Source organism: Pseudoxanthobacter soli DSM 19599 (assembly GCF_900148505.1).
In the GTDB taxonomy this organism is placed as follows: domain Bacteria; phylum Pseudomonadota; class Alphaproteobacteria; order Rhizobiales; family Segnochrobactraceae; genus Pseudoxanthobacter; species Pseudoxanthobacter soli.
In genome coordinates, this window is sequence record NZ_FRXO01000012.1 from 111,440 (window position 1) to 123,251 (window position 11,812).

Sequence of the window (11,812 nt, forward strand, 5' to 3'; positions counted from 1 at the left end):
GGTCCGGGCGGGCAAGGTGGCCGAAGCGGCGCGGCGGAAAGGTCGAAAGGGGGGAGACGTGGCGATCCAGTCGTCGGAGCAGGACATTCCGCAGGGGCAGGACATGCCGCAGGGGCAGGACGTTCCGCAGGGGGAAGACCGCGCGAGGCAGCGCGGGTTCGCCGGGCCGTCGTCGGGCGAACCGGCTTCCGGTGTCCCGGTGCGGGCGCCGATGGAGGAGACGTGGCGCTGGTGGGGGCCGGCCGATGGCATCCGCCTTTCCGACGTCCGCCAGACCGGCGCGCGCGGCATCGTCACCGCGCTCCACGATATCCCGGCCGGACAGGTTTGGTCCCGCGACGCGATCCTGGAGCGGCGCGCCATCATCGAGGCCGATGCCTCCCTCGGCCTGCGCTGGGCGGTGGTCGAGAGCCTGCCGGTGCACGAGGCGATCAAGCTCGGCGACGGCGATCTGGAGCCCTATTTCGAGGCCTACCGCCAGTCCCTGCGCAATCTCGGGGCCTCGGGGGTCGATATCGTCTGCTACAATTTCATGCCGGTGCTCGACTGGGCGCGCACGGACCTGCGCTTTCCGCTGCCCGGCGGCGGCACGGCGCTGAAGTTCGATGCCGGCAAGTTCGCCGCATTCGACTGCCTGATGCTCGGCCGGCCCGGTGCCGAGGCCGACCACACGGCGGAGGCGATCGAAGCCGGGCGGAAATGGTTCGCCGGCGCGAGCGAAGCCGACAAGGATGGGCTGCTCGCCACCATCATGGCCGGCCTGCCGGGTGCGTTCGACCGCTACGACATTCCCGGCCTGCGCGGCATGCTCGACCGCTTCCGGAACGTCGATGCCGCGCGCCTTCTCGACAACCTCTCGGCGTTCCTGCGCGCCGTGGTGCCGGCCGCCGAGGAGGCGGGCGTGCGCCTCGCGATCCATCCGGACGATCCGCCCCGGCCGCTGCTCGGCCTGCCGCGCGTCGTCTCCAATGCCGGCAACATCGCGCGCATTCTGGAGGCGGTGGACTCGCCTGCGAACGGGCTGACGCTGTGCACGGGTTCGCTCGGGTCGGGCTTCGGCAACGATCTGCCGGAGATCGCCGCGCGCTTTGCGCCCCGCATCCACTTCGCGCACCTGCGCAACGTGGTGAAATGGGCCGACGGCTCGTTCATGGAATCGGAGCATCTCGGCGGCGACGTCGACATGGTCGGCGTCGTCCGGGTGCTTCTCGACGAACAGGCCCGGCGCCGCGAGGCCGGGGATGCGCGCTGGCGGATCCCGTTCCGCCCCGACCACGGCCACGAACTGATCTACGATCATGGCCGGCCGACGCACCCCGGCTATCCGGTGATCGGCCGGTTGAAGGGGCTGGCCGAGATCCGCGGCGTGATGGCCGCGCTCGCGGCCGCCTGAGAGGCAGCCGCGACGGCGTTGGAAGGTCCCGTGGCTCAGATGCCGTAGGGAATCCAGATCGTCTTCACCTGGGTCGCGCGTTCCAGAACCGCGCGGTCGCGGGCGAAGGCGGCGAGCGGCGCTTCCGCCCGGGGCGCATGGCACCACGTCGCCTTCAGGTTCCCGGCGGACGCCTTTTCCATCTCGGCGACGGCCGGGCCGCAATACCACAGCGCATCGACATCATCATGCTCGGCGAGGGTGAGCGCGAGCGGGTCGCGGTCGCCGGTGACGATGTTGACGACGCCCGCCGGCACGTCGCTCGTTTCCAGCACCTGATAGAAGTCGGTCGCCGCGAGCGGGGCGGTTTCCGACGGCACGGCGACGACGCGGTTGCCGGCAGCGATCGCCGGGATCACCATCGACACGAAGCCGAGCAGCGGGAACGCCTCCGGGCAGACGACGCCCATGGTGCCGAACGGTTCGCGCACTGCCAGCGTGGCGTGGCGCGCGCGGGCGGCATGGACGCGGCCGTCGAGCTTGTCGGCGAACGCGGCGAAACGGAAGATGCGGCGGATCGAGGCTTCCACCTCGTCGGCGGCCGCCTCCGGCGATCCCCCGGTCATGGCGGCGATGCGGCGGGCGAACTCATCCGCACGGGCCGAGAGATTCTCGGCGATGTAATAGAGCACCTGCGCGCGGTTGTGCGCGCTCGCGCCCGACCAGGCGCCCGCCTTCGCCGCGGCCTCGACGGCGTTGCGGATGTCCTTGCGGTTGCCGAGGCCGGCTTCCCCGAGCGTGCGGCCGGCCGGATCGAGCACCGGATAGATCGCGCCGCCATCGGGACGCACCTGCCGGCCGCCGACGAACAGCTTCGCCGTGCGGTCGATCGGCGGCAGGGCCGGCACCGGCGCCGCCTTCGCCGCCGTTGGGGACGGCGCGGCGGGGGCCTCGCTTGTCACCTGCGCCCGGTACTCTTGCGCCCGATATTCGGAAAGGCCCTCGATCCCGCCTTCGCGGCCGAATCCGCTTTCCTTGTAGCCGCCGAACGGCGCGGCGGCATCGAGCAGGTTGGCGGCGTTGATCCAGACGACGCCCGCCTTCACCTTCGCCGCGACGTCGAGTGCGAGGTCGATGTTCTGAGTCCAGATCGAGGCGGCGAGGCCGTAGCGGGTGTGGTTGGCGAGCTGGACGGCCTCGTCAGGCGTGCGGAAGCTCGTCAGCGTGGCGACCGGGCCGAAGATCTCGACCTCGGCGACCGTCATGGCGGGTTCCACATCGGTGATCAGCGTCGGCGGATAGAAGCAGCCTTGAGCGGGAAGCGTGTCGGCCGCCGCCTGCCACACCGTGCCGCCCTCGGTGCGTGCCGTGGCGACGAGGCCGGCGATGCGCTCGCGCTGCACCGGGGCGACCACGGCGCCGATATCGGTCGACTTGTCGAGCGGATCGCCGACGCGCAGCCGCGCCATGCGCGCCTTGAGGCGAGCGGCGAGACGATCTGCGACACCTTCCTGCACGAGAATGCGCGCGCCGGCGCAGCACACCTCGCCCTGGTTGAACCAGACCGAATCGACCACGCCTTCCACCGCGCCGTCGAGATCGCTGTCCTCGAACACGATGAAGGGCGACTTGCCGCCGAGTTCGAGCGACAGCGCCTTGCCGCTGCCGGCGGTGGCCTCGCGGATCGCGCGGCCGACGTCCGTCGAACCGGTGAAGGCGATCTTGTCGATTCCGGGATGGCCGGCGAGGAGGGCGCCGGTGCCACCGTCGCCGCAGACGATGTTGACGACGCCCGGCGGCAGGCCGACGTCGCGGCAGATCTCGGCGAAGGCGAGGGCGGAAAGCGGCGTCAGCTCCGCGGGCTTCAGCACCACGGTGCAGCCGGCGGCGAGCGCCGGCGCCACCTTCCAGGCCAGCATCAGCAGCGGGAAGTTCCACGGCACGATCTGGCCGCACACGCCGACCGGCCGGGTGCCGGGAAGCTCGGTCTCCACAAGCTCGGCCCAGCCGGCGTGATGATAGAAGTGACGGGCGACGAGCGGCACGTCGATGTCGCGGCTCTCGCGGATCGGCTTGCCGTTGTCCATCGTCTCAAGAACGGCGAGGAAGCGCTCGCGCTTCTGGATCTGGCGCGCGATGGCGTAGAGATAGCGCGCGCGGGCGTGGCCGGGCAGCGCCGACCAGCCGTCGAGCGCGGCGCGCGCGGCCGCGACCGCGGCGTCGACATCGGCCTGCGAGCCCTCGGCCACATCGGCGAGCTTGCCGCCCGTCGCGGGGTTCTCCACGGCGAACAGCTTCGTGCCGGCCGAAAGCACGGTCTCGCCGCCGATGAAGTGGCCGAAGCCCCCGGCGTGGGCGGCGAGCCAGGCGCGGACGGAATCGTTCGCCTCGGGCGAGGGGCCGTAATCCATGGTGCGCAGGATGTCCTTGACGAGCGCGGCGTCCTTCGGAAGGGCCATGGCGTTTTCCTCAGGCGAGCGCGTGGTGGGCCGCGCTGGCATAGCGGCCGGTGACATAATGCTCGAGCTGGCGCTCGATATCGCCGAGCAGCGAACTCGCGCCGATGCGGAACAGATCCGGCTGGAGCCAGCGGTCGCCAAGCTCCTCCTTCATCAGCGTCAGCCACGCGAGCGCGTCCTTGGCGGTCTTCAGCCCGCCGGCCGGCTTGAAGCCAATGCGTTCGCCGGTGCGCTCGCCGTAGTCGCGCAGCGCCCGCACCATGGTGAGGCTGACCGGCAGGGTGGCGTTGACCTCCTCCTTGCCGGTGGAGGTCTTGATGAAGTCGGCGCCCGCCATCATCGCCACCATGCTCGCCTTGTAGACGTTGCCGAGCGTGCGCAGGTCGCCGGTGCCGAGGATCGCCTTGAGGTGGGCGGCGCCGCAGGCTTCCCGCATCGCGGCGACCTCGTCGTGCAGCGCCTGCCACTGGCCGGTCAGAACATGGGCACGGGTGATGACGATGTCGATTTCCGCCGCGCCCATGTCGACGGCGTAGCGGATCTCGTCGAGCCGCTGCGGCAGCGGCGTCAGGCCGGAGGGAAAGCCGGTGGCGACCGAGGCCACGGGAATGCCCGAGCCGTCGAGCGCCTTCACGGCCGCCGCCACCATGGTCGGATAGACGCAGACGGCGCCGACTTTCGGCGGATCGTCCTCCAGCCCGAGGGCGGCGACGATGTCGTCCCGCAGCGGCCGGCGCGCCTTCAGCGCGAGGCGCCGCACGCGGCCCTCGGTGTCGTCGCCGGCAAGCGTGGTGAGATCGATGCAGGTCAGCGCCTTCACGAGCCAGGCGGCCTGATAGGCCTTCTTGACCGAGCGGCGGGTGGTCAGCGTCGCCGTGCGCCGTTCGGTGGCGCTGAGATTGACGTGAACGTCGTCGAACCAGTCGGTCCTGAGCGGCATGACGGGGTTGCGGTGGTGGCCATCGTGCGCGGCCTCGTGCGAACCGGCCACCGGTGCCGCCGGTCCGGCACCGTCTTTTCCGGCGCCTTCGCGCGGCTTCGGGGCCTGCTTGGAGGCGTGGGATTTGGTCAGCATATCGGGCGCCCTGATCGTGGGTTCTCGTTGTCGCCGGCCGCGGGCCGGCCCGTTGCGGCCATCATGACACCCGGCGGGCGCCGCGAACAAGGGGCCGTCCGCGGCGGGGTGGCTCAGGCCAGCATGGCGGCGACGGCATCGGCGAGTTCGCCGGATGCCTTGCTCATCGCCTTCACGATGTCGTGCATGCCGCTCGAAGCCGGCATCGCCGAGACGCGGACCGAGCGCGTCGCGGTGCGGCCGCCGCGCTGGACAGCGACCTGGGCGACGAGCTCGACGGCGCCGCGGGCATCGACGTCCATCCGCTGCAAGTCGATCTCGACGACCGCGTCCGGCGTCACGCTGATGGCGCCGTTCTCCCCGAACACGAGCGCGTTCGGCAGCCGCTGGCCGAGATTTTCCGCGAGCACCCGGCCGAACATGCTGACGAGCGGATCGCCCCAGCGCTCGTTGCCGTCGAGCGCGACGAGGCTGTCGCTGGTGGAGCGCACGATCTCCGGCCGGTCGAGATAGCGGGCGAGGCCGATCTCGCGGATCTCGATCCGCGCCGGGCCGCCGGAGCGGACGGGGCCGGCGACGGGCGCCAGCGTATAGAGCGTCGGCGTCTGCGAGGCGCAGCCGGCCAGCGCGACGAGGACGAGCAGCAGGGCGGCGAAACGCGGCATCATTTGGTCTCCTGGCCTGTCCGTCCGAGAATCAGCGCCTCCGGGTGCACGCTCAGGAGATCCGCCAGCACGCGGAACGAGCGGGCCGTATCGGTGAACTGCAGCAGCGCCCGGTCGACGTCGCGCTTGAACTTGGAATTGCCGCCATAGCCGGTGTTCAGGGAGCCCGCAAGCTGGCTGGTCTGGCCGATGACCTTCTGGATGCCGTCCGCCATCTGCGGCAGCTTCTGGAGCGTCGGCGTCAGGTCGCGGTTCATCTGGTCGACCACCACCTTGACGCTGGTGAGCGTCTCGGAGAGCGACGCGATCGACTTCTTCAGGTCGGGCGAGTTGGCGATGTCGCTCGCGCCCTTCAGGGCATTGTTCAAGTTCTCGGAGATCTGGTCGAGCGGCAGCTTCGAGACCTTGTCGAGGATGTCGGACACCGCGCGGCTCAGATTATCGATCTGCGGCGGCATGCTCGGCATCACATTGTCCTTGCCGGCGGTGGCGAGCAGCGCGTGGCGGGCATGGGGGAAGAAGTCGAGCGCCATCACCTGCTGGCCGGTCAGGATGTTGGACGCGCGCAACTGCACGCGCAGGCCCTGATCGACCATCTCGCGGATCGCCTGGAGCAACTGGTTGTCGCTGAGCTTTTCCTCCGAAAGCCCGATCCGGCCGGGCTCGATCTCGAACCTCACCGGCACGCGGAAGCGCTGGGTCGCGTCGTCGAACTCGAGCGATACCGACTTAACGGTGCCGATGGTGATGCCGTAGAGTTCGACCGGCGAGCCTGCGCCGAGGCCGCGCACCGACGAGCCCTCGAAATAGGCCACGAACGGCAGGCGACGGTTGAAGTGCGAGGACATCGCCGCGGCCTTGTCGCCGTAGAGCTTGAATTCCTCGCCTTCCTTGGCGAGCGCCGTCTTGTTGGTCGGATCCGGCGTGTCGAACGCGATGCCGCCCGCCAGCACCGCCTCGAGCGACTCGAGTTCGATGTCGACGCCGTCCGCACCGAACTTGATGCCGATGCCCGACGCGTTCCAGAAATTGGAATCGGTGTGGACATATTTGTCGTAGGGCGCGCGGACGAAGACGTGGATCGCGACGCGGTCGGCGATGTTGTCGGTGTCGTAGCCGAGCACATAGCCGACGCTGAGATCGCGGAAGAACAGCGGCGCCCCGGGGGTGAGAGACCCAAGCCGGTCGGCGTTCAGCACGAACGTGCGGCCGGGCACGTCGGACTGCACGATCGGCGGCTGCGCAAGCCCGCGGAAGTGGGTGCGCGAGGCGCCGCCCGCCATGCCCGGATCGACCGCGATATAGGAGCCGGACAGCAGCGTATCGAGCCCCGAAATCTGGGTGATGCTGGCGCGCGGCTTCACCACCCAGAAGCGGGCGTTTTCCGTCAGCACCGGGTCGGCCTCGCGCTGCATCTGGGCCGTCACGCGCACGCTCTTCAGGTCGTCGGCGAGCGCGAGCGATTTGACGACGCCGAGCTGCACGTTCTTGTATTTCACAGGCGTCTTGCCGACCTCGATGCCGTCGCCGTCGGCGAACAGGATCTCGATGGTCGGCCCCTGCTGCGACAGGGTGCGGTAGCCGAGGAAGCCGGCGATCAGCGCCGTCACCACGGGGATCGCCCACACGAGCGAAATGCGACGCGCATGGCGGACCTTCGCCGTGCCGATATCGTCGTGGGCGTGGTGGTCACTCATGCGGTGCTCGACGTGTGGGCGCTGCCGGGCGAGGGCTGCTCCGGCGCCTTGGTGGGGGAACGGGTCGGGTGGGCGGCCTCGGCAGCGTCCCACATCAGGCGGGGATCGAAGCACTCGGCCGCGAACATGGTGAGAATGACGACGCCCGCGAACGAGATCGCCCCGATGCCGGGCTCGATGGTCGCGAGATTGCCGAGGCGAACGAGGCCGACGAGGATGGAGAGCATGAAGATGTCGATCATCGACCAGCGGCCGATGCCCTCCACCAGGCGATAGATCACGGTGCGGCGCCGCAGGTGCTTCGCGCTCCCCAGCTGTGTGGTGACGAGCAGATAGATCAGCGCCAAGAGCTTCAGCACCGGCACCGTGATGCTGGCGAAGAACACGAGAAGCGCGAGCGGCCACATGCCGGCGTGGGCGAGTTCGATGACGCCGCTCATGATGGTGTCGGGCGCGCCGCGGCCGAGCGAGACCACGGTCATCACCGGATAGAGATTGGCCGGGATGTAAAGCACGATCGCCGCGATCGCCAGCGCCCAGGCGCGGGCGATGCTGTCCGACTTGCGGCGGTGAAGAGGGCTTCCGCAGCGCGGGCAGGCTGCGGCATGGGACCCCGGCGCGGGCGTGCTGACGAACCCGCAGCATTCGCAGCCGATCGCCCCCTTGCCGGGCCGGTCCTGAGGCAGCAACGCGGCCGCGCGCTCGCGCCGGTCGATCGCCTCCCACACCACGTCCGGATCGAGCGCGAGATCGGCGGCGATCATCGCGATCATCACGCCGGCGAAGGCGATGACGGCGATCCCGACCTCCACCTGCGCCATGTCGACCAGCTTGGCGTAGGCCACGAAGATCGCGAGCAGGTAGACCTCGATCATCGACCAGGGCTTCAGTCGCGCGGCCCAGCGGAACACCGGCGCCAGGTGCATCGGCGGCCGCGTCATGCGCAGCGCCATCAGCACGTAGCAGGAGGTGGCGAGACGCGCCGCCGGGGCGAGGATCGTCGTCAGCCCGACCAGGACGCCGAGCACCCAGAAGCCCTGCTTGTCGAGCTGGAGCGAGCCGGTGGTGAGATCGGCCGTGATCTGCTGGCCGGAGATCGACATGGTCAGAAGCGGTGTGAACGTCGCCACGCTAAAGAGTGCGAGCGCGGAAAGCGCGAAGGCGAGCGTTCGGTTGACCGGATTGCGCCGGGCGTTGCGCAGCACCGTGTTGCAGCGGTCGCAGCGCGCGGCGCTGCCCTCCGGCAGGGCCTCGACGGCATTCATCCGGCCGCAGCCCTTGCATTCGCGGTAGGAGATGGCGGGTGCGGCGGCAAAGCCCGCTGCTGCCTTCCGCGTCTCCTTGCCGTCCGCCCCTGCGCTCACGGCAGGCACGGCCCGGCGACCGCCGCGCCAAAGGCGGCAAAACCGCCGGCGCGCCGGAGAACACGCAGCTGCTCGGACAAGATCACGCTGGTGCGAGCCTCACGTCGCGTTCCGAACTGTTGGGCGAGGCTGCGAGGGACAAACCTTCAACCCGGCCGCCCGCCGGCCTCATGCCGGACGAGCGACGGGATTTTATCGAAGCCGGTCCGGCGGCGGAAGCGGCAAATAATGCCGCCTTCTTTCCGCCTTCACCTGTTTCCCGCCTTCTGGCTGTGGTGCGACGCCCGCGACGGCGATCCCTCAGGACCAGCGCCGGAAGACGACGGAGGCGTTGACGCCGCCGAACCCGAACCCGTTCGAGAGCGCATAGTCCACCTTCGCCTCGCGGGTGGCACCCCCGATCACGTCGAGCCCGTCGCAGGCCGTATCCGGATTGTCGAGATTGAGGGTCGGCGGCAGCAGGCCGTCCCGCAGGGCGAGCACCGTGAACGCCGCCTCCAGCCCGCCCGCCGCGCCGAGCAGGTGGCCGGTCGCCGACTTGGTCGAGGAGATCGCGACCGGATGGTTGCCGAACACCGCGCGGATCGCAGCGAGTTCGCCGGAATCGCCGACCGGCGTCGACGTGGCGTGGGCATTGAGATAGCCGATCGACGAGGGCGCGATGCCCGCCCGGGCGAGTGCCGCCCGCATGGCGCGCTGTGCGCCGGCGCCGTCGGCCGGGGCCGCGGTGGCGTGGTAGGCATCCGCGGCGGTGCCGTAGCCGGCGAGTTCCGCCAGCGGCTCGGCGCCGCGCGCGCGGGCATGTTCCAGCGTCTCGATCACCAGCATCCCGGCGCCCTCGCCCATGACGAAGCCGTCGCGCTCGCTGTCGAACGGGCGCGAGGCCCGCTCCGGGGTGTCGTTGAAGCCGGTCGAAAGCGCGCGCGCGGCGGCGAACGCGCCGAGGCTGACGCGGTGGATGCAGGCTTCCGCGCCGCCCGCGATGGCGATATCGGCCTCGCCGGCGAGGATCATCCGCGCCGCGTCGCCGATCGCCTGCACGCTCGCCGCGCAGGCTGTGACCGGCGCGCCGAGCGGCCCGGTGAAGCCGTGGCGGATCGAGACCTGCCCGGCGGCGAGATTGACCAGGAACGACGGCACCGTGAACGGCGACAGGCGCCGTGCGCCGCGGGTGAAGGTCGTCTCCGCCGCCTCCATGATGGCGGGGAAGCCGCCGATGCCGGATGCGATCACCGTGGCGGTCCGTGCTTTCGCGGCCTCCGTATCCGGGTGCCATCCGGCCTGCGCGAGCGCTTCGTCGGCAGCGACGAGCGCCATCTGGATGAAGCGGTCCATCTTGCGCAGATCCTTCGGCGCGACCGCGCGCGTGGGATCGAACCCGCCTTCCGGGTCTTCCTCAGCGGTGAGAACGGTCCCTGCCACCTTCGCCGGAACGTCCGGCACGATCTCCTCCGGCAGGCGGCGAATACCCGACTGCCCTGCCGTCAGACGGCTCCACGCGGTCTCCGTACCGCTGCCGAGCGGCGAGACGATGCCGAGCCCGGTGACGACGATGCGCTGTGATGCGGCCATGGGGCGGAGCCCTCCCTGAATGCTGCGGCGGCCGGCCGGCGATATGCCCGCCCGGCGCCGCCGTTGCGGCTTGTTACTATCAAGATGAAAGTCACTTCGGCAAGCCGCGCGCCACACCTCATCCGCCGGGGTCCGCCTCGCGCCGCGAGACTTGCAACATGCAAGGCGCCTTCGTAGCCTCGCGGCATGAAACGCAAGACCCTGATCGACCTGCCCTGTCCCGTCGCCCGCAGCCTCGAGCATGTCGGCGAATGGTGGAACATCCTGATCCTCCGCCAGGCGGTGCTGGGGACGACGCGGTTCGACGACTTCCAGAAGACCCTGGGCATCGCGCCGAACATGCTGACGCGCCGGCTGAACGGCCTCGTCGAATCCGGTCTGCTCGAACGCCGCCTCTATAACGAGCGCCCGCCGCGCCACGATTATGTGCTGACCGCGCGCGGGCGCGACTTCCGGCCGGTGCTCTGGACGCTGCTGGCGTGGGGCAACCGCCACTTCGCGCCGGAGGGCGCCAGCATCACCATCGTCGACACCGAAACCGGCCGGGAGGCGGTGCCGGTGGTAGTCGATGCGGAAAGCGGTCTGGCGATCGACGCTCCGCGCTTCGCCGTGGTGCCCGGTCCCGCCGCCACGGAAGACCTCCGGCGGGCGCTCATGCCCCGCGGGACGGCCGAAAGCGGCGAGGATAGCGGTGCCGGGGCGCCGGAAAGGCAGGCGAAACCGCCGGAAGGGCAAGCGAAGCCGCCGCGCCGGCGCAGGTCCAATGCCGGCTGAATGTTAGGAAGCTGTCACAGGCCTCTGATCCCAAACAAGTTATCCACAAGGAGAGACGCGCCGGAAGCCCGCGAAACGCCAGCGTTTCCGCGGTGAATCGCCCGGTCTGGCCGCCGCGGCCGAAGACGGTCCGAGGTCGGTGCGGCGAGATTTTTGCGATGACGGATTGACGACGAGCGCCGGGAGGACCTATAAGCCCCCTCACAGACGGGGCGGCGCTGCTGGCGACGGCGGCGCGGATGCCCTGGTGCTCCCGATCAGATGCGGGCGTTGATGCCGGGTTGGTTGATCCGGTGGCGAGCTTGTGTCGGGTTTGGCGGGTTTGAGGATCGGTTCCTCGGTTTTTTGACAATTTGGATGGAAGGAAGGGAAACGTAGGCGGCGCGGTTTTGCGCGGCGGGTGCCGAAAGGCACCAGCCGGTTAAGAGACAAGACGGCGCGATACGTTTTCCGAGCTCACTCAGAAGTTCTGGTTCTGGATCGCTGTGAAGCGAGACGGGGTTGGATCTGAGATGAGACCTCGTCGATGACGTGATCGTGCTGGGATATTCTCTTATTAAACCTGAGAGTTTGATCCTGGCTCAGAACGAACGCTGGCGGCAGGCCTAACACATGCAAGTCGAACGCTCTCTTCGGAGGGAGTGGCAGACGGGTGAGTAACACGTGGGAACCTACCCCTTGGTACGGAATAACTGATGGAAACGTTAGCTAATACCGTATGAGCGCTGAGGCGGAAAGATTTATCGCCAAGGGATGGGCCCGCGTAGGATTAGCTAGTTGGTGGGGTAAAGGCCTACCAAGGCGACGATCCTTAGCTGGTCTGAGAGGATGATC

General features: G+C 69.4%; 8 protein-coding genes and 1 rRNA gene. 3 read left to right on the forward strand and 6 right to left on the reverse strand.

Translation table 11 applies throughout. The features are described 5' to 3' along the window. Positions 1-211: 211 nt before the first annotated feature. Complete coding sequence (gene uxuA, locus BUF17_RS19885) at positions 212-1,393, forward strand: mannonate dehydratase (RefSeq protein ID WP_073632044.1); 1,182 nt, start codon at positions 212-214, stop codon at positions 1,391-1,393. Positions 1,394-1,428: 35 nt separating this feature from the next. Here the strand turns inward: uxuA and BUF17_RS19890 are convergent, their stop codons facing one another. The 6 genes from BUF17_RS19890 to fabF form a co-directional block, all read right to left on the reverse strand. After that, positions 1,429-3,831 carry an aldehyde dehydrogenase family protein gene (locus BUF17_RS19890; protein ID WP_073631990.1) on the reverse strand — a complete coding sequence of 801 codons (2,403 nt, stop codon included), beginning with the start codon at positions 3,829-3,831 and terminating at the stop codon, positions 1,429-1,431. Positions 3,832-3,841: 10 nt separating this feature from the next. Then, positions 3,842-4,771, reverse strand: a complete 930-nt coding sequence (gene deoC / locus BUF17_RS19895) for a deoxyribose-phosphate aldolase (protein WP_073632045.1) — start codon at positions 4,769-4,771, stop codon at positions 3,842-3,844. Positions 4,772-5,019: 248 nt separating this feature from the next. Next, entirely contained in the window at positions 5,020-5,571 is a 552-nt protein-coding gene (locus BUF17_RS19900; protein ID WP_175563758.1) for a PqiC family protein, read from the reverse strand. Then, complete coding sequence (locus tag BUF17_RS19905; RefSeq protein WP_073631992.1) at positions 5,571-7,268, reverse strand: PqiB family protein; 1,698 nt, start codon at positions 7,266-7,268, stop codon at positions 5,571-5,573. Before BUF17_RS19905 ends, BUF17_RS19900 begins: the two co-directional genes overlap by 1 nt. Continuing rightward, positions 7,265-8,641 (reverse strand): paraquat-inducible protein A, encoded by a 1,377-nt coding sequence (locus tag BUF17_RS19910; protein WP_139282617.1) that lies wholly within the window; start codon positions 8,639-8,641, stop codon positions 7,265-7,267. Before BUF17_RS19910 ends, BUF17_RS19905 begins: the two co-directional genes overlap by 4 nt. A gap of 291 nt (positions 8,642-8,932) precedes the next feature. After that, positions 8,933-10,204: a beta-ketoacyl-ACP synthase II gene (gene fabF, locus BUF17_RS19915; RefSeq protein WP_073631996.1), complete on the reverse strand. Its 1,272-nt coding sequence runs from the start codon at positions 10,202-10,204 to the stop codon at positions 8,933-8,935. Between the two features lie 186 nt (positions 10,205-10,390). Here fabF and BUF17_RS19920 point away from each other — a divergent pair, with 186 nt between their 5' ends. Then, positions 10,391-10,978, forward strand: a complete 588-nt coding sequence (locus BUF17_RS19920) for a winged helix-turn-helix transcriptional regulator (protein ID WP_073631998.1) — start codon at positions 10,391-10,393, stop codon at positions 10,976-10,978. A 558-nt stretch (positions 10,979-11,536) separates the two neighbouring features. Continuing rightward, positions 11,537-11,812: ribosomal RNA gene (locus BUF17_RS19925) — 16S ribosomal RNA — on the forward strand; the annotation flags it as partial.

Coding starts and splice junctions, on each gene's coding strand:
- uxuA (WP_073632044.1), top strand. CDS start 212: ATGGAGGAGACGTGGCGCTGGTGGGGGCCGGCCGATGGCATCCGCCTT.
- BUF17_RS19890 (WP_073631990.1), bottom strand. CDS start 3,831: ATGGCCCTTCCGAAGGACGCCGCGCTCGTCAAGGACATCCTGCGCACC.
- deoC (WP_073632045.1), bottom strand. CDS start 4,771: ATGCCGCTCAGGACCGACTGGTTCGACGACGTTCACGTCAATCTCAGC.
- BUF17_RS19900 (WP_175563758.1), bottom strand. CDS start 5,571: ATGCCGCGTTTCGCCGCCCTGCTGCTCGTCCTCGTCGCGCTGGCCGGC.
- BUF17_RS19905 (WP_073631992.1), bottom strand. CDS start 7,268: ATGAGTGACCACCACGCCCACGACGATATCGGCACGGCGAAGGTCCGC.
- fabF (WP_073631996.1), bottom strand. CDS start 10,204: ATGGCCGCATCACAGCGCATCGTCGTCACCGGGCTCGGCATCGTCTCG.
- BUF17_RS19920 (WP_073631998.1), top strand. CDS start 10,391: ATGAAACGCAAGACCCTGATCGACCTGCCCTGTCCCGTCGCCCGCAGC.